17 protein-coding genes are annotated in these 17,884 nt (G+C 64.2%); 9 read left to right on the top strand and 8 right to left on the bottom strand.

Features of this window, described 5'->3' with window-relative positions; translation table 11 throughout:
- The first annotated feature begins 15 nt into the window (after window positions 1-15).
- Window positions 16-846 (top strand): kinase, encoded by an 831-nt coding sequence (locus AC1DE1_RS08230; RefSeq protein ID WP_441602497.1) that lies wholly within the window; start codon window positions 16-18, stop codon window positions 844-846.
- Here AC1DE1_RS08230 and AC1DE1_RS08225 read toward each other — a convergent pair whose 3' ends face one another.
- Both AC1DE1_RS08225 and AC1DE1_RS08220 read right to left on the bottom strand, forming a co-directional pair.
- Window positions 847-1,191, bottom strand: coding sequence for a YbjQ family protein (locus AC1DE1_RS08225; protein ID WP_046970402.1), 345 nt, complete (start codon window positions 1,189-1,191; stop codon window positions 847-849).
- Between the two features lie 69 nt (window positions 1,192-1,260).
- A complete protein-coding gene (locus tag AC1DE1_RS08220) occupies window positions 1,261-2,094 on the bottom strand; it encodes an NAD-dependent epimerase/dehydratase family protein (RefSeq protein ID WP_477179055.1) in 834 nt (277 codons plus the stop codon).
- 58 nt (window positions 2,095-2,152) lie between these two features.
- Here AC1DE1_RS08220 and AC1DE1_RS08215 point away from each other — a divergent pair, with 58 nt between their 5' ends.
- The 5 genes from AC1DE1_RS08215 to AC1DE1_RS08195 all read left to right on the top strand — a co-directional run bounded on the left by AC1DE1_RS08215 (window position 2,153) and on the right by AC1DE1_RS08195 (window position 8,397).
- Window positions 2,153-2,680, top strand: coding sequence for a shikimate kinase (locus AC1DE1_RS08215; protein WP_477175337.1), 528 nt, complete (start codon window positions 2,153-2,155; stop codon window positions 2,678-2,680).
- A 4-nt stretch (window positions 2,681-2,684) separates the two neighbouring features.
- Complete coding sequence (gene aroB / locus AC1DE1_RS08210) at window positions 2,685-3,788, top strand: 3-dehydroquinate synthase (RefSeq protein ID WP_477175336.1); 1,104 nt, start codon at window positions 2,685-2,687, stop codon at window positions 3,786-3,788.
- A 216-nt stretch (window positions 3,789-4,004) separates the two neighbouring features.
- The gene (locus AC1DE1_RS08205) at window positions 4,005-4,265 is read left to right on the top strand and encodes a WGR domain-containing protein (RefSeq protein WP_046970406.1); all 261 of its coding nucleotides are present in this window, start codon (window positions 4,005-4,007) and stop codon (window positions 4,263-4,265) included.
- 1 nt (window position 4,266) lies between these two features.
- Window positions 4,267-5,334 carry a uroporphyrinogen decarboxylase gene (gene hemE / locus AC1DE1_RS08200; protein WP_477175335.1) on the top strand — a complete coding sequence of 356 codons (1,068 nt, stop codon included), beginning with the start codon at window positions 4,267-4,269 and terminating at the stop codon, window positions 5,332-5,334.
- A 255-nt stretch (window positions 5,335-5,589) separates the two neighbouring features.
- Complete coding sequence (locus AC1DE1_RS08195; RefSeq protein ID WP_477175334.1) at window positions 5,590-8,397, top strand: valine--tRNA ligase; 2,808 nt, start codon at window positions 5,590-5,592, stop codon at window positions 8,395-8,397.
- Window positions 8,398-9,067: 670 nt separating this feature from the next.
- Here AC1DE1_RS08195 and rimI read toward each other — a convergent pair.
- Genes rimI through pssA form a run of 3 tightly spaced genes read right to left on the bottom strand, consistent with a single transcriptional unit; the run spans window position 9,068 to window position 10,798 of the window.
- A complete protein-coding gene (gene rimI / locus AC1DE1_RS08190) occupies window positions 9,068-9,538 on the bottom strand; it encodes a ribosomal protein S18-alanine N-acetyltransferase (protein ID WP_441602491.1) in 471 nt (156 codons plus the stop codon).
- 7 nt (window positions 9,539-9,545) lie between these two features.
- Window positions 9,546-10,028, bottom strand: coding sequence for a hypothetical protein (locus AC1DE1_RS08185; protein ID WP_477175333.1), 483 nt, complete (start codon window positions 10,026-10,028; stop codon window positions 9,546-9,548).
- A complete protein-coding gene (gene pssA, locus AC1DE1_RS08180; protein ID WP_477175332.1) occupies window positions 10,028-10,798 on the bottom strand; it encodes a CDP-diacylglycerol--serine O-phosphatidyltransferase in 771 nt (256 codons plus the stop codon). The genes AC1DE1_RS08185 and pssA overlap by 1 nt, the downstream gene beginning before the upstream one ends.
- 200 nt (window positions 10,799-10,998) lie before the next feature.
- Between pssA and AC1DE1_RS08175 the strand changes: the two genes are divergently transcribed.
- The 3 genes from AC1DE1_RS08175 (at window position 10,999) to AC1DE1_RS08165 (ending at window position 13,876) form a co-directional block, all read left to right on the top strand.
- Complete coding sequence (locus AC1DE1_RS08175; RefSeq protein WP_477175331.1) at window positions 10,999-11,430, top strand: DUF4124 domain-containing protein; 432 nt, start codon at window positions 10,999-11,001, stop codon at window positions 11,428-11,430.
- Window positions 11,431-11,522: 92 nt separating this feature from the next.
- Window positions 11,523-13,220, top strand: a complete 1,698-nt coding sequence (locus tag AC1DE1_RS08170; RefSeq protein WP_441602487.1) for a proline--tRNA ligase — start codon at window positions 11,523-11,525, stop codon at window positions 13,218-13,220.
- 329 nt (window positions 13,221-13,549) lie between these two features.
- Complete coding sequence (locus AC1DE1_RS08165; protein ID WP_477179054.1) at window positions 13,550-13,876, top strand: H-NS histone family protein; 327 nt, start codon at window positions 13,550-13,552, stop codon at window positions 13,874-13,876.
- Between the two features lie 76 nt (window positions 13,877-13,952).
- Here AC1DE1_RS08165 and AC1DE1_RS08160 read toward each other — a convergent pair whose 3' ends face one another.
- From AC1DE1_RS08160 to AC1DE1_RS08150, 3 genes are all read right to left on the bottom strand, one after another.
- Window positions 13,953-15,287: a porin gene (locus AC1DE1_RS08160; RefSeq protein ID WP_477175330.1), complete on the bottom strand. Its 1,335-nt coding sequence runs from the start codon at window positions 15,285-15,287 to the stop codon at window positions 13,953-13,955.
- Window positions 15,288-15,380: 93 nt separating this feature from the next.
- A complete protein-coding gene (locus AC1DE1_RS08155; RefSeq protein ID WP_477179053.1) occupies window positions 15,381-16,709 on the bottom strand; it encodes an MFS transporter in 1,329 nt (442 codons plus the stop codon).
- A gap of 346 nt (window positions 16,710-17,055) precedes the next feature.
- Window positions 17,056-17,733 carry a response regulator transcription factor gene (locus tag AC1DE1_RS08150; RefSeq protein WP_477175479.1) on the bottom strand — a complete coding sequence of 226 codons (678 nt, stop codon included), beginning with the start codon at window positions 17,731-17,733 and terminating at the stop codon, window positions 17,056-17,058.
- Window positions 17,734-17,884: the final 151 nt, after the last annotated feature.

Here is a 17,884-nt window from a genome sequence, read left to right as displayed (position 1 = left end):
GCCATCATGGCTGGCATGTCTCCAGATGCTAGCACGCAGAATTCAACCCTGGCCGGGCACCTGCTCGACCAATACGCCGGACGCATTGCCCGCGCCCGCCGCCCCTACGTACTGGGGCTTTCCGGCCTACAAGGCAGCGGCAAGAGCACGCTGGCGCGGGAGATGAAGGCACAGGCCGAGACCCGCGGCTGGCCTTGCGAGGTGCTGTCGCTGGACGACTTCTATTATTCGCGAAGCGAACGTGAAGTCCTTGCTCACCAGATCCACCCGCTGCTGCGCACCCGCGGCGTGCCGGGCACCCATGAAATCGAGCTGTTGCTGTCGGTGCTGGCCGCATTGCCGCAGGCTTCTGACAAATTGCCGGTGAGTTACCCGCGCTTTGACAAGGGTCGCGACACTCGTGTGCCGCCGTCGAAGTGGCCCAAGGTGATCCGACCGCCCAAGCTGGTGATCCTTGAAGGCTGGGCGCTCGGCCTGCGTCCGCAACTGCAGGCCGCGCTGGAAGAGCCCGTGAACTCGCTGGAACGCGACGAAGACCCCGAAGGCATCTGGCGCCACTGGGTCAACAAGCAGCTGCGCGCCTACCAGCCTCTCTGGCGCAAACTCGATGCCTTGATCGTGCTGCAGGCGCCCAACTGGGAAATCGTGCGCCGCTGGCGCAGCCAACAGGAAGAAGACCTATTGGCGCGCCATGCGCCGCTGGCGATGGACGCCGACACCATGCTGCGTTTTCTCGCCCATTACGAACGATTGAGCCGCCACGCGCTCGCCACCTTGAAGGAACAGGCCGACACCTCGGTGGAATACGACGATGACCGCCACGTCATCGCGCTCAACCACAGCTGATCAGGCGACCGGCTCGACCACCACCGCCGTACCGTAGGCCAGCACTTCGGTCACGCCTTCGGCCACGTCGTTGGCGTCGTAGCGCATGCCGATCACGGCATTGGCACCGCGCTCCGCCGCATGGCGCATCATCAGCTCGAAGGCTTCTTCGCGCGCCTTCTCGCACAGTTCCGTGTAGATGGTGATATTGCCGCCCACCAGGGTCTGCAAGGCGGCGCCGAGATTGCCTACCACGCTGCGCGAACGCACGGTGATGCCGCGCACGATGCCCATCGGGCGCACGATGCGATAACCCGGCAGCTCGTTGCCGGTGGTGATCATATGGAGCGACACATTGCTGGGCATGGAACTCTCCGGGATGAGTGAAATATCACAGCTGATCTTGACCGGGCGGTGGCGCGCCCGAATCGTGACTCAAGCGTCGCCGTCCAGCAACGCAGCGTAGCCCTCGCGCGCATCGGGCCATTGCGGTACGAAGCCGCTGGCGCGCAAGCGCGCATTGCTCAGGCGTTTGCTGCCGACACCCGCGGGCGCCTCGCCTTCGGCGGGTAGCGGCGCCTGCACGCGCCGCGCGAGCGCGTCATAAAGCGCGTCCAGAGGCAGCGGCGTGTTGTCGACGCCAAGATAGAGCGGCAATGGGTCGCGCATAAACAGCAAGTGGACGATGGCCGAGGCGGCGTCATCGACATGGATGCGATTGGCCCAGTGCGGTGTCGCACGCGGCACGCGCACCACCCCATTGCGCAGGCGTTCGATCAGCTGCATGCGTCCGGGCCCATAAAGCCCTGCGAGTCGCAATGCCACGGCCGGCGCGTGTTCCGCCGCGTAGCGCTCCGCTTCCAGCAGCACGCGTCCGTTGAAGCCGGGCGGCGCCGGCGGTGTTTCCTCGTCGACCCATGCATCGCCATGTTCGCCATAGACCGCACTGGAGGACACGAACAGCAAGCGCTGCAGTGCCTGCGTGTCGATGGCGTCCAGCAGGTGTTGCAGGCCATCCACGAATACCGCGCGATACAGCGCCTCGTCGCGTGCATCGGGCGTCGGCAGGTAGACGATATGCGTGATGCCGTCAGGCAGCGCGCGCAGCGTTTCAGGCTTTGTCAGATCGCCATGTATCCACTGGATGCCGTATTCATCGCTGGCAACGCCACGCCTCAGCGCCCAGACCTCGTCGCCGCGCGCCCGCAGAAGACGCGCTACCCGCAGCCCGACATCGCCCGCACCGGCAATCAGCACGCGCGCGCTCATGGCATGCTCTCCTGCCCTGGCCGCCACCGCGCGCTTTCGCGCCTGCTAGCATTTACCCATGAATCCATCGTGCAACCTGTTCATCGTCGGCCCTACCGGCGCCGGCAAGACGTCCATCGGGCGTCGGCTGGCGGACCATTATGGGCTGAGCTTCATCGATATCGACCAGGAAATCGAACGGATTTGCGGCGTGCCGGTCAGCACCGTGTTCGAGATCGAAGGCGAGGCCGGCTTCCGCCAGCGCGAAAGCGCGCTACTGGAGGAAACCAGCCGGCGCAGCGGCGTGCTGATGGCCACCGGCGCCGGCGCCGTGCTCGATCCGGCCAACCGCCGCCTGCTCTCTGAACGCGGCTACGTGCTGTGGCTGCAGGCCACCCTGGAGCAGCAGCTTGAGCGCCTGGCGCAGGATCGCCAGCGACCGCTGCTCGCCGGCGTGGACCGCGCCGAGCGTCTTACCGCCATGGCAAACAGTCGCACGTCGCTCTACGAGGAACTGGCGGATCTGGCGATCCCCGGCGCCCACGAAACCGTGCAGGCCGCCAGCGCGCGCAGCATTCTCCTGATCGACCAGCATTGGCAACGGTAGCCGCATGACCACCACGACGCACACCCAGCCCCGCACCATCGATGTTGCCCTCGGCGATCGCAGCTATCCCGTGTGGATCGGCCCCGGCCTGCTCGCCGACGGCGCCCGCTGGCGCACCGCCCTACGCGGCCGCCATGCGCTGGTGATCAGCAACACCACGGTGGCGCCGCTCTACCTGGAGCGCGTGGCGGCGGGGCTGGATGGCCTGCACTGGTCGAGCTTCCTGCTCGACGATGGCGAAGCGCACAAGACCTTCGCCAACGTCGGTCGCGCACTGGAGGCGCTGGCACAACTGGGAGCGACCCGCGATGCCTGCGTGGTGGCCCTGGGCGGCGGCGTGGTGGGTGATCTGGCTGGCTTCAGCGCGGCCTGCTGGATGCGCGGCATCGACTTCATCCAGATGCCGACCACCCTGCTGTCGATGGTGGATTCGTCGGTGGGTGGCAAGACCGGCGTAAATCTGCCCGCTGGCAAGAACCTCGTCGGCGCCTTCCACCAGCCTCGCGCCGTGATCGCCGATACCGACACGCTCGCCTCATTGCCCGAACGCGAATACCGCGCCGGCCTCGCCGAAGTGGTAAAAGGCGCGGCCATCGGCGACCCGGCCTTCTTTGCGTGGCTGGAAAACAACGCCCCAGCATTGAACGCACGCGACAGCGCACCGCTGATCGAAGCGATCGCACGCAAGGTGCAATACAAGGCCGGCGTCGTCGCGCGCGATGAAACCGAACAAGGCGAACGCGCCCTGCTCAACCTCGGTCACACGTTTGGCCATGCGCTGGAAACCGCTGGCAAATACCAGGTGCTGCTGCATGGCGAAGGCGTCGCCGTGGGCATGCTGCTCGCGGCGCAGTTGTCCGAGCGCATGGGCATGAGCGAGGCGGCCGATACCGCACGATTGCATCGATTGCTGGCTGCGATGGGCCTGCCCACCACGATTCCCGCCGGCATGGATCCCGAGCAACTGCTCGCGCTGATGCGGCTGGACAAGAAGAATCTGGCGGGCACGTTGCGGTTGATTCTGTGGCGGGGTGTTGGGCGTGCGGAAATTGTCAGTGGGGTGAATGAGAAGGATGTTTTGGCGGTGCTGGAGCGCGCTGCAACCTGATGGATCGGGCTTCGTCGGAGTCGCGCACAGGGTGCGCTCCCACAGGTGTCAGCCACTCATGTGGGAGCGCACCCTGTGCGCGACGCGGCACGCCAACAGACTCACAACACCCGGCTTTCGCCCTAGCGCGACACGCCGCCGCACTCGCCCCTCAGGGGCGAAGCCTTCTAGAATGCGGGTCTGCGGTTGACCGCCCTTATCTTCGAACCGGACTCCATGCGCCTTTACCTGCAAGCCATGACCGCCACCGCCGAGGCGCCGCGCTATGCCCAGATCACACTGGAGCAGGACTTGCTGGGCGGCTGGACGCTTTATCGCGAATCGGGTGTGCAGGGCGGCAAGGCCACCCTCAAGCGCGAGCAGTTTCTCGAGCGGGACGACGCGCTCGCCGCCTTCGAAAAAGCACGCGACGCGCAGATCAAGCGCGGCTTCCGCGTGATGTTCAGCCAAGGCCTGGATGGCCCGTACGGACCTTAAGATGACCCCAGCATTGAAGAACGACCGCTTCCTGCGCGCCCTGCGCCGGGAGGCCACCGACACCACGCCCGTATGGGTCATGCGCCAGGCCGGCCGCTATCTGCCGGAATATCGCGCCACCCGCGCACGCGCCGGCAGCTTCATGGCCCTGGCGCAAAGCCCCGAGCTGGCCTGCGAAGTAACGCTGCAGCCGCTGGAGCGCTTCGAACTGGACGCGGCCATCCTGTTCTCCGACATCCTCACCATTCCCGATGCGATGGGGCTGGGGCTGAGCTTTGCGCAAGGCGAGGGCCCGCAGTTTGCGCATCCCGTGCGCTCGCGCGCCGACATCGAGAAGCTTGGCGTGCCGGATATGGAAACCGAGCTGCGCTACGTGATGGATGCGGTGCGCGTGATCCGCAAGGAACTGGACGGCCGCGTGCCGCTGATCGGTTTTTCCGGCAGCCCGTGGACGCTGGCCTGCTACATGGTGGAAGGCCAAGGCTCGCGCGATTTCGCCCGCCTCAAGGCCATGTGCTGGAGCGAGCCTGCGCTCGCGCACCAGTTGCTCGTCACGCTGGCCCAGGCCGTGGCGGCCTATCTGATCGCCCAGGCCGCCGCCGGCGCCCAGGCGCTGATGATCTTCGACACCTGGGGTGGCCTGCTGGGCCCCGCGCCGTTCCGCGAGTTCTCGCTGCGCCATATGACCCAGGTGGTCGAGGCGCTGAAGGCCCACCCCGCCAGCCGCGACCTGCCCGTCACCCTGTTCTCCAAGGGCGCCGGCCAGCACCTGGCCACCATGGCCGATACCGGCTGCACCGCGCTGGGCGTGGACTGGACCATCGACCTGGCCGACGCCCGCCAGGCCGTGAATGGCCGCGTTGCCCTGCAGGGCAACCTGGACCCGGCCATCCTGCAGGCCAGTCCCGAGGTGATCCGCCGCGAAGTACGCCGGGTGATGGACAGCTATGGCAACCATCCGGGTCACGTGTTCAACCTGGGGCATGGCATTACGCCGGAAGTGAACCCGGAGCATGTGAAAGTGCTGGTGGATGAGGTGCACGCATACGGCAGGCAGCTGCGCAGCTGACGCTTGCTCCCTCTCCCTGCGGGGAGAGGGCCGGGGTGAGGGGCGGGTGCTCGCGGAAGCCTTACCTACCCCAAGAAAAGCCCCCATATTCCAATCAAGCGTTCGGGCAAGCCCCGCCCCTCATCCCAACCTTCTCCCCGCCGGGGAGAAGGAGCTAGAAGCGGGCTTTTGGCACCCCAGCCGCCCCGCCCGTACAATCGACCCTTTACCGCCAATCCCCACGCGCCAGCCCCGGCGCGCAATCGCGAGCCCCTGATGGACAAGAGTTTCGAGCCCGGCCAGATCGAATCGAAGTGGTATGCCGCCTGGGAAGCCAGCGGCGACTTCAAGCCGTCCGGCCAGGGCGAGCCCTATTGCATCCTGCTGCCGCCGCCGAATGTCACCGGCACGCTGCACATGGGCCATGCCTTCCAGCAGACCGTGATGGACATGCTGATCCGCTACCAGCGCATGCGCGGCATGAACACGCTGTGGCAGGTGGGTACCGATCACGCGGGCATTGCCACGCAGAAGATCGTCGAGAACCAGCTCGCCGTGAACGACCAGACGCGCCACGACCTGGGCCGCGAAGCGTTTGTCGAACGCGTGTGGAAGTGGAAGGAAGAATCCGGCTCCACCATCACCAACCAGATGCGCCGCATCGGCGCCGCCGCCGACTGGTCGCGCGAACGCTTCACCATGGACGAAGGCCTCTCGGCCGCCGTGCGCAAGGTGTTCGTCGAGTGGTTCCGCGCCGGCCTGATTTATCGCGGCAATCGCCTGGTGAACTGGGATCCGCTGCTGGGCACGGCCGTCTCCGATCTGGAAGTGAACAACGTCGAGCGCGACGGCCACATGTGGTCGATCCGCTACAACACGGCCGACGGCAAGGACAGCGTCGTGGTCGCCACCACGCGTCCGGAAACCATGCTCGGCGACGTCGCCGTGGCGGTGAATCCGGAAGACGAGCGCTATACGCATCTGATCGGCAAGACGCTGCGCCTGCCGCTGAGCGGCCGCGAGATTCCGGTGATCGCCGACGACTACGTCGATCGCGAATTCGGCACCGGCTGCGTGAAGATCACCCCCGCGCACGACTTCAACGACTACGCCATCGGCCAGCGTCATCAGCTGGCGCCGATCAACATCTTCACGCTGGACGCGAAGGTCAACGAAAACGCGCCGGAAAAATACCGCGGCATGGACCGCTACGAAGCACGCAAGGCCGTGCTCGCGGATCTGGAAGCCGAAGGCCTGCTGGTCGAGACCAAGCCGCACAAGTTGCAGGTGCCGGTGAGCCAGCGTTCGGATGCGGTGATCGAGCCGATGCTCACCGACCAGTGGTTCCTCGACCTCACCAGCGAGAAAGGCCGCAAGGAAATCACCGAGCCCGCGCTCGAAGCCGTGCGCGGCGGCGAGATCAAGTTCGTGCCGGAAAACTGGAGCACCACCTACACGCAGTGGCTGGAGAACATCCAGGACTGGTGCATCAGCCGCCAGCTATGGTGGGGCCATCGCATCCCGGCGTGGTACGACGAAGCGGGCAATATCTTCGTGGGCGAAGACGAAGCCGACGCGCGTGCGCACGCCAGCACGACGCCGGTGGGCGCGCTGCGCCAGGACGACGACGTACTCGACACCTGGTTCAGCTCCGCGCTGTGGCCGTTCTCCACCCTGGGCTGGCCGATGGACGGCCCGGTGAAGGACGAGCACGGCAATGTCGTGGCCGATTGGGCCAACGACAACGTGTTCCTGCCGAGCGCCGTGCTGGTCACCGGCTTCGACATCATTTTCTTCTGGGTCGCGCGCATGGTGATGGCGACCAAGTACTTCACCGGTCGCGTGCCGTTCCGCCATGTCTACATCAACGCCATCGTGCGTGATGCGGAAGGCCAGAAGATGTCCAAGTCCAAGGGCAATACGCTCGATCCGCTGGACTTGATCGACGGCATCGAGCTGGAGCCGCTGGTGGCCAAGTCCACCAAGTCGCTGCTGATCCCGCAGGTGCGCGACAAGGTGGAAAAGCGCATCCGCAAGGATTACCCGACGGGCATCCCCGCCATCGGCACCGACGCACTGCGCTTCACTTTCGCCGCGCTCGCCAGCTATAGCCGCACCATCAACTTCGACATCAAGCGCGCCGAAGGCTACAAGGCGTTCTGCAACAAGCTGTGGAACGCCGCACGCTTCGTGCTGATGAACCTGCCCGAAGGCCAGCTGCCCGCACCGGGCGGCGCGCCGGTTACCGAAGCCGAGCGCTGGATCCTCACGCGCCTCAAGCAGACGCTGACCGACGTCGAACAACACTTCGCCAGCTATCGCTTCGACCTGCTCGCGCAAGAGTTGTACGAGTTCACCTGGAACGAGTTCTGCGACTGGTTCCTGGAACTGTCCAAGCCCGCATTGAATGGCGACGATGCTGCCGCTGCAGCGTCCACGCGCCACACGCTGGTGGTGGTGTTGGAAACCATCCTGCGCGCGCTGCATCCTATCGTGCCCTTCATCAGCGAAGAGATCTGGCATTCGGTGGCGCCCAAGCTCGGCCTCGATGCCAAGTTCCTGCTGGAACGCCCGTGGCCGAAGGCCGAGGAGATCGTGGCGGACGACGCGGCCACGGCCGAAGTCGAATGGTTCAAGAACGTGCTGAGCGGAATCCGCCGCATCCGCGCGGAAATGAACATCGCCCCCGGCAAGACCATCCCGCTCTTGCTTGCCGATGGCGACGCGAGCGATCGCGCACGTGCCGCCAAATTCGCCGCACAGATCAGCTTCCTCGCTCGCGTGGACGCGCCGCAGTGGATTGAATCGGGCGCCGACGAACCAGCCGCCGCAGCCGCCGTGGTGGGTTCGATGCGCGTGCTGATCCCGCTTGCGGGCCTGATCGATCTTGGCGCGGAGAAGACTCGCCTCGCCAAGGAAATCGGGCGCATCGAAGTCGAGATCAAGAAGTGCGAAGGCAAGCTGGGCAACGCGAATTTTGTGGCCAATGCACCTGCGGAAGTGGTGGCGCAGGAACGCCAGCGCATCGCCGATTGGGGCGTGCAGCTGACAGCGCTGCGCGAACAGGCACAGAAGCTGGGCTGAGGCGATTCAAGCGCCTCCTCTCCCCGCTACGCCGCAACGCGCCGTAGCGGGGGGACCTAAAGCGGAGTCTCGCTCCGCATCTGCATGAGCCCTTCAACCATTGGCCTGCCCGCTTGTCTGTGGGAGCGCACCCTGTGCGCGACAGCCACGCCTGGGTGTTCCGCTTCGCAGGTTTGTCGCGCACAGGGTGCGCTCCCACAAAAAGCCGACCGGCCATTTGGCCCGCTACAGACCTGCGTCTCCCTTGTAGGAGCGCACTTGTGCGCGACCGCAGCGCGTGGGCGTACGGCTCCGTCGGCTGGTCGCGCACAAGTGCGCTCCTACAAAAAGCTGCCGGCTCGGCAACGCAGAGCACTTATCGGCTCTTGATGTGGCTCTCCCCCGGGGTCCCCGTATGACGCGGCGGGCGGGGGGCCCTTCTCCGTTGGTTACTTTCTCTTGGGCAAGCAAGAGAAAGTGACCCGGCCTTCCCAAAAAGGGGACTAGCTTTGCGTCGCCGGCAGGAGGTCGGAAGCCCGCGGCAGGCGAGCCAGGTCGCCGTATCGCGACAACTAAGCACCGAGGCTTTGAATGACCAGCCTTCGACTGTTGAAAAGCGCTTCCGACCTGAGCCGGGATGACGAGTTGGAATGCGGCACATGCGGAGCGGTCAATCCGCGACCAGCAACCCCTACCCCGCCACCAAATCCAACGCCATCACAATCGCATCCTCCCGCCCATCCTTGGCCGGGTAATACTTCGGCCGCCGCCCAATCTCCTCAAATCCCAGCGACCGATAAAGATTCTGCGCGGAAGGATTGGACGGCCGCACCTCAAGAAACACCCGCCCCGCCCCATTCCACCGCGCAATATCGAGCAGACGCCGAAACAGGAAGCGCCCCAGGCCCAGCCCACGGTGATCCGGCCCAACACACACATTGAGCACATGCGCCTCGCCCGCGGCCACCGACAACACGCCGTAGCCAGCGATCACCCCGTCCACCCACATCACCCAGCAGGGATGCCCCGCCTTGAGGCAGTCGCTGAAGATGCCCGCGGTCCAGGGGAAGTCGTAAGACGCGGCTTCCAGCGCAGCCACCATGGGCACGTCGTCGCGGCGCATGGCGCGGATTTCGGCGTGAGGGCGGGCCACGGCGACCATGCAGGGACTACTCCGCAGCAGCGACCAGCGCGCGGCGCAAACTGCGCAGCGCATTCCACAGGCGACGCTTGCCTGCACCCGAGGCGAGCACGCTCGCCGGTTCGTCGGCCAGCACGATATGGGCGCGACTCAGCGCCGCCGCCGGCAGTTCGCGCCCCAGCGCATGCGCTTGCGCCTCGCCGAAGACCAGATAGGCGCGGGCTTCCGGCGCGGCAGGCAATCGGCCATCGCTCACTTCAATACGCGGCGCGCGCGCGATGGCGGCACCGCAGGCCATCAGGGCGCGGCCCACCAGGTCGAGCTCACGCGGCGAGCAGCCCGCGGGCAGCACAACGATGCAGTCGCCAGACACGACCTCGGCCATGGCATCGACCACCGGCAATTCGTTCGCGACAGGCTCAGCCACCGCAGTGCGCCGCACCCATGGCATGACACCCAGCGCGCGGAGCACGCGCTCACGATGCGACACGGCGTGCGCGAGCCCGGCCATCAGGCCACTCCCCGACGACGGCGACGCGTGGCGCGTCCCCACAGGGTCATCACCGGACCGGAAAGCAAGTAAAGGGTGAACACCACGAACAGCACACGCGGCGGATCGATGAAAAACGGCACCAGCACGAGCACGCCGATCAATACCCACAGGAACGGCACGCGGTCGCCCATCGGCAGCGATTTGAAGCTGTAGTAGCGAAAATTGCTCACCATCAGCAAACCCACCAGCACCGCCATCACCAGCGTGAGGAAAGGAACTTCGGCACCGAGGATGCCGAACTTGTCCATGGTCCAGACGAACGACATGCATACCGCTGCCGCCGCCGGACTGGCCAAACCCTGGAAATAGCGCTTGTCGACCACGCCCACCTGGGTATTGAAGCGCGCCAGGCGCAGCGCCGCACAGGCGGCATAGATGAAGGCGCCGGCCCAGCCGATCTTGCCCCAGGTCGGGCCATAGTCCTTCAAGCTCGATAGCGACCAGGTGTACATCACCAGCGCCGGCGCCAGGCCGAAGCTGACCAGGTCCGACAGCGAGTCGTACTGCACGCCGAACTCGGTCTGGGTGTTGGTAAGACGTGCCACCCGACCATCCATGCCGTCCAGCAGTGCCGCCACGAACACGGCAATGGCGGCCGAACTGAAATCGCCGGCGATGCTCGTCACGATCGCGTAGAAGCCCGCAAACATCGCGCCGGTGGTAAACAGGTTCGGCAGCAGATAAATGCCCCGGTGGCGCGGGGGGCGGACGGGCGCACTGTCGCTCATGAATCAATCCGTGACGGAATGCGCGCAGTGTAAACCATCCCCCGCTTGAGTCCGGCTGGACGGGGTGCAAGGATGCTACGGCGTCGCAGGGGGACGCGGCCGGCCTCGCCGGCGCACCGGGTCAAGCCCGGCAAGTCCGCCCGGAACGACGACCCTTTCCTTAACAAACCCGCACACCGCCCAACGTCCCGGAGCCCACCATGCGTCGACTGTTGATCGCCACCGCGCTGCTGCTCGTCGCGCCCCTGGCCGCCGCCCAGGCCTACAAGTGGACCGATGCCGGCGGCACCGTGCACTACTCCGACGCGCCGCCGCCGCAGGGCACCAAGTACAACAAGGTCACCACCTCGGGCTCGGTCGAGCCTCTGACCGCCCCCGAACCTTCCAATAGCAACAATAGCGAGCCCAAGAGCGACAGCCAGCCGCAGGCCAAGCCACAGCCGATGGCCGATACGCCCGAAAACCGCACCAAGCTCTGCGCCAATCTCAAGAACAATATGGAGACGCTCAAGAGCAGCGGGCCGGTGGTGATGCAGGACGGCGATCAGCAGAAGGTCATGAACACCGACCAGCGCAAGCAGCAACAGGCCGCCGCCGAAGCGCAATACCAGCAGTATTGCTCGGGCAACTGAGCCTGCTTCAGCGCGAAGAAGCTGCCGCGACCCGCGAGTTTGAGCATCGCGGGCCGCTATAATCGGCCTCTTTCTCCGCCGGATCCGCTCGCATGCGCCTCAGCCAATTCCACCTGGCCACCGTCAAGGAAGTCCCTGCCGACGCCGAAATCGCCAGCCATCGCCTGATGCTGCGCGCCGGCATGATCCGCAAGCTGGCTGCCGGCCTGTACACCTGGTCGCCGCTGGGCCTGCGCGTGCTGCGCAAGGTGGAGGCCGTGGTGCGCGAGGAAATGGATCGCGCCGGCGCCGTCGAGCTGCTGATGCCGACCATCCAGCCCAAGGAGCTGTGGGAGGAAAGCGGCCGCTGGTCCAAGTTCGGTCCGCAGCTGCTGAAGGTCAAGGATCGCAAAGAGCAGGAGTTCTGCTATGCGCCGACCGCCGAGGAAGTGATCACCGATTACGCGCGCAACGAGCTCAAGAGCTACAAGCAGCTGCCGGTCAACTTCTATCAGATCCAGACCAAATTCCGCGACGAGATCCGCCCTCGCTTCGGCGTGATGCGCGCGCGCGAGTTCCTGATGAAGGATTCCTATTCCTTCCATCTCACGCAGGAATCGCTGCAGCAGACCTATGACGCGATGTACCAGGCGTACGCGCGCATCTTCACGCGCCTGGGCCTGAAATTCCGCGCCGTGCAGGCCGACACCGGCGCCATCGGCGGCAACGCCAGCCACGAGTTCCAGGTGCTGGCCGATTCGGGCGAAGACGCCATCGCGTTCTCCGATGCCTCCGATTACGCAGCCAACATCGAGAAGGCCGAGGCACTCGCACCCACCACGGCGCGCCCTGCCCCGGCCGCCGAGCTCACGCGGGTGGATACGCCCACGCAGAAGACCATCGAGGACGTCGCCAGCTTCCTCAAGGTCTCGCCGCAGCAATGCGTGAAGACCATCCTGGTGCGCGGCACCGATGGTCTGGTCGCGCTGTGCGTGCGCGGCGATCACGAAGTCAATGAAGTGAAGGCCGGCAAGCTGGCCGAGATGCCGGGCGAATCCGTGCTGGCCACGGAAGAGGAAATCCTCGCGCTCACCGGCACCCGCCCGGGCTTTATCGGCCCGGTGAAGCTGCCCGCGGAAATCCCGGTCATCGTCGACCGCGACGCCGCCGTGCTCGCTGATTTCGTCTGTGGCGGCAACCAGGACGGCACCCACTACACCGGCGCCAACTGGGATCGCGACGCGCGCGTGACCCGGGTGGAGGACATCCGCAAGGTCGTCGCGGGCGACGCCTCGCCCGATGGCAAGGGCACCCTGCACATGGCCCGCGGCATCGAAGTGGGCCATGTGTTCCAGCTCGGCACCAAGTACGCCGAGGCGCTCAAGGCCACGGTGCTGGACGAGAACGGCAAGGCCCAGGTGATGATGATGGGCTGCTACGGCATCGGCGTCAGCCGCATTGTGGCGGCCGCCATCGAGCAGCGCCACGACGACGCCGGCGCCATCTGGCCCGAGCCCATGGCGCCCTGGCGCGTGGCCGTGTGCGTGATCAATCCCAAGAACGCTCCGGAGATCGCACAGGCGGCCGACGCGCTCTACCAGGCCCTGCAGGGACGTGGCATCGACGTGGTGCTGGACGATCGCGGCCTGCGTCCGGGCGCCATGTTTGCGGATATGGAACTCATCGGCATCCCGCATCGCGTGGTGGTCAGCGAACGCGGCCTGGCCGCCGGCACGCTGGAGTACCGGGCGCGCCACGAAGCCGAGGCCCGCGCCATCAGCCAGGACGAGCTGTTTGCACTCCTGGGCTGATCGCCACTGAAAGCCCCAGAAAGCGGCCGCCTAGCGGCCGCTTTTTTTATGTGAATCCGCGCAATAACCCGGGTCGCTGGTGGGCGACGCGGGCGCTGCCGGAGCGCGGGAGGCCACCCTCCGATGTCGCTCTGCCCCCCCTCTGGCTCGATACGGGCTTTGGTCCCTATTGGCATTAATGTCCTGGCAGATCGCTAAGAATTTTTCCCAATCAGTACTATTTGCTTTGCAACAGTTCAGTTAATCGGTAAAAATCAATAATCCAAAAGAGGTACTGCTTAAGTCGCAGTACCCAAGTCAGGCAGTCACACTCACCCCGGGAGTTACGCATGGCAGTTGATCTCAAGAGTCTCAACCATAACCAGCTCAATGACCTGATCAATAAAGCGCAGGTTCGCCAGCAGGAGTTGCGCAAGGAAAAAGTCGGCAAGCTGCGCGAGAAAATCCACGCACTGATCAAGGCCGAGGGTTATTCCYTCGAAGACATCTTCGGCAATGCACGTGGCGGAAAGACGCGCCGCAGCGGCGGCACGGTGGCACCGAAGTATCGCAATCCCGCCGACCCCGAACAGGTATGGTCCGGCCGCGGCAAGCGTCCGCGCTGGTTCAACGATGCGCTGAAGGCCGGTAAAAAAGAAAAGGATCTGGCGATCTGATCGCTAATCAGCGCCATAGAAAGAGCCGGCCATTGGCCGGCTTTTTTTTATCCGTGCACGTTGATTTTCAGAGCGCCTAGAACTGAAAGCGCACACCCACCATCGGATCAATCGTCGACCTGTGCAGGTAACCTGCGGCGAGTCCGTCCGAAACACTTGAGAACATCGCACCCGTATAAGCGTCGAAACGCTTGGCGAAGTTGTGCCAGACCAGACGCACCGAATAGGCATCGAGCTGGCCGCTGCAATTGGCCGCGCTGCGTTCATGACAAATCGTTTTGCCGTAGGCGTTCTGGTTGTAGTGATAGTAGGCGCCGGTAAGGTCGAAATCCTTGTTGATGGCGTATTTCACGCCAAGCCACGATACGTCGAGGTGCTTGGCATGTGGAAATGCCTCGTTGTTGACCACGCTGAAGGTATATCCCCCGAGGCCGGTGAAGCCCGGCCGGAGCGGGCGCGAAGGATTCTCGAATTCGATGCGCTCGAAGCCACCATATAGCTTGAAAGCGCCGAGTGTGTAGCTTCCGTCGATCGTCCACGCGCTGTTGTCCGAAACAACGGCGGCGAGCGAACCGCGCGGCATGATCCTGGCTTGCGCGGCATTGAGCGAGGCGGCGGACACGCCATCCTTTTTGCTCGCGTAGACCGCATCCACCGAGAAATTCTGCCCATCGAAGCCGGCATTGAGTTGCCAGCCCGTGCCCTGGCCGCCATGTCCACTGTCGACCTGGTACAACGCGGCCAGGCGCACGCCGCCCCACTTCCCGTTGTACTTGAGCGAATTGTCGGCCCGCGCATCCTGCGTATAACCACCACCTGAGGTGGCGCCCTGCAGGCCGATCACCGAGAACGCATATGAACTGTTCATCGGATCGTAGCGACCGATATTGTCGAGCAACACCGTATTGTTGCGTCCGGCCGTCAGCGTTCCCAGCTCCTTCGAACTCAAACCAACGAATGCCGGGCCGTTGAACAGCTGGCCTGCTCGCGACGCATCGCCTGCCGACCTCTGCTGGTCCAGCGCGCGACCGTTGTTGTAGGCAAGCGAAGCCAGACCATCGGAAAGTCGAGCCGACTGCGGATTGAAGCCGACTTCGAGATTGAAGACGAAGGCGACGCCGCCGCCCAGATCCTGCTTGCCCTTCAGGCCGATGCGCGATTGCGAAAGCCCATTCGGCGCGATCGTCGTCTGCGGCTTGTCGCTGTTCTTTGCAATCAGATACGCCGTGCCAACGCCCCAGTCCTTGCTCACTGGCGCACCATGGGTCTGGTGCACAAGGCCGATGTCGTACGTGCCATACAGCGTGAGGCCATGCCAGGTCAGTTCATCGGCGGCCTGCGCCGTGGTCGTAAAACCGGCCGCGCTGAGCAACGCGGCCAACGATAAGGCATTGCGCATTCTGTTCTTCATCAACCGGCTCCTCGACTTTTCGCGGGAAAAAAGGCCGCACTTCCCTACGGCCCGCTTGCGCGGACCGGGAGATGCGGAGGGAAAAGCTGCTGCTTAGTCCTCGATCAACGAGGTCTTTTTGGTATCGGGGAGGAAGAGGTAAACCAGCAACGAGCAGCCGATGCACGCCGTGACGTACCAATAGAACCCGCTCTCATGGCCGCTCTGCTTGAACCAAAGCGCGACCGTCTCTGCGCTGCCGCCGAAGATCGCGACCGCCAGGGCATACGGAAGACCCACGCCGAGGGCGCGTATCTCGACAGGAAACAGCTCTGCCTTCACGACCGCGTTGATCGACGTGTAACCCGACACGACCACCAGCATCAGCATGATCAGTGCAAAGGCCTCGTAAGGACTCGTGACGCCACGCAGCGTGCTGAGCACCGGCACCGTCAACAGCACGCCGAGTACGCCGAATGCAATGAGGATCGGACGCCTGCCGATATGGTCGGAGAGACCGCCCACCAGCGGGTGCAGCAACATATAGACCAACAAGGTGGCGGCGTTTATCAGGGTCGCCGTCTCCTTGCTCAGGCCGACGCTGAGCACCAGGAACTTCGACATGTAGGTCGTATAGGTATAGAAGGCCAGCGTGCCGCCCATGGTCAAACCGACCACGATCAGCGCCGGACGCCAGTGCTTGATCAACAAGCCCAGCGAACTCGCCCGCTGGACAGTCGCCGCCTTGGCCTGACTGCTCACGAACGCAGCGGTTTCGGCCATGTTCCGACGCAGGAACAGTGCGACGAGGGCCACGACGGCACCAATCGCGAAGGGAATACGCCAGCCCCAGGCCTTGAGCTGTCCCTCGCTGAAAAACCACTGCTGCATGACGATCAGCACGGCCAGCGCCAGCAATTGGCCCGCGATCAGGGTGACGTAGAGAAAGCTCGACCAGAAGCCCCGCCGCTTGCCGGTAGCCATTTCGGACAGATACGTCGCCGAACTGCCGTACTCGCCGCCCAGGCTCAAGCCTTGCATCAAGCGTGCAAAGACCAGCAATACAGGCGCGGCGACACCAATCGTGTCGTAGGTCGGGCACAGCGCGATCAGCAGCGAACCCGCGCACATCAGTACGATCGAGCGCATGAGCGACGCGCGCCGCCCATGGCGGTCCGCGTAACGGCCGAAGTACCAGCCGCCGATGGGCCGCATGAGAAAGCCGACCGCGAAGATGGCCGCGGCGTTGAGCGCCTGCGATACGGCATCACCCTGTGGAAAGAACGCCTTGGCGAAGTACAGCGAGAACGACGTGTAGACGTACCAGTCGTAGTATTCGACCAAGTTGCCGATCGAGCCGCCCACGATCGACTTCAGTCGTTGCAGGGACGACAGCGACGGCGCCGCGTCGACGCCTTGGAATTCCTCAACCTTTGCTCTCATCGTCTCCCCCGTGTTTGATCACGCATGGCGCGCGACGCGACTTGCTCGTGGCAACCGCGTGGTGTTCATTCATCCTAGGGAAGCGACGCTGCAGCGACCTATAGCTAATTGGTACTAACGCACTGCAACATCAATCAAGCTCGCGCGATCTCACGCACGTACGCGCATTCGATTTGGACGTCCAAAGAACGATCGAAGCCAATCATTTCAAGCAAGACGATTTGCCCTATTTGAAGCATATCCGGGGCGCCTTTACCGATTTTTTTCGTGACTATGGGCGTGCATCGAGGCCCATCCCGCCCATGATCCATCTGCCCGATCAAGGCCGCGCCATAGCGATGCGTTGTCAGCTGACGCCTTCACCGCGAATCTGCAAAGACGCGACCGGTGAGTCCAGCATAAGGCTGCGTATCAGCACCGCCGCCTGTGTGCGCGTAGTGCATTGGAGTTTCTTAAGAATCGCGTTGACATGGACTTTGACGGTGTTTTCCGACAGATGCAGTTCGTCGGCGATCTGCTTGTTGAGCAGACACTCGCCAACGCACAGCAACACTCGAAGCTGTTGTGTTGTCAGGGAGGTGAGGCGTCGCCGGGTCCGGGCATTGGCGCTGCCATCATCGATCTTATCGGCCGGGAACCAAGTGCCGCCGGCGAGCACGATCTCGATCGCATGCCAGATGTCCCTCGCCGTGGCGGATTTCGGCACGAAAGCGGCAGCACCGAACTGCCTTGCCCGGCCCACGGTGTAGGGGTCCTCGTAGGAGGAAATCACGATCACCGGCATATCCGGGCGCTCGCAGCGCAAATGCACCAACGAGGAGAAACCGTTGGCGCCGGGCATGGCCAGATCGAGCAGGGCGAGATCGAACGCGTCCGCCGTGATGGCAGCCTCCAGTGCTGCGTGGCTCGCCGCCTCGACAATGTTCACATGCGCATGGCGCGTAGTCAGCGCATAACGCAAGGCCAGCCGGAACATCGGATGGTCATCGACGATCAGAACGCTGCGCAGCTGCCCCTCCGCCATCGCATCCGGCTGCAAGGTTCTTCTCCATTCGACAGATGGCCGTTGCAGCCCAAGTAAGAATCGTAAGGTGCATCCTGCCGGAGATACTACGATGCGACGTACAGGCTATTGGCGTGCTGTCCTGTCAGCGAATACCGGCGCGGCGGGCATG

The sequence above is a fragment of the Dyella sp. 05T440 genome, from assembly GCF_056395965.1.
Note: the sequence above shows the minus strand (reverse complement) of the source record. Positions and strands in the feature narration are given on the sequence as shown.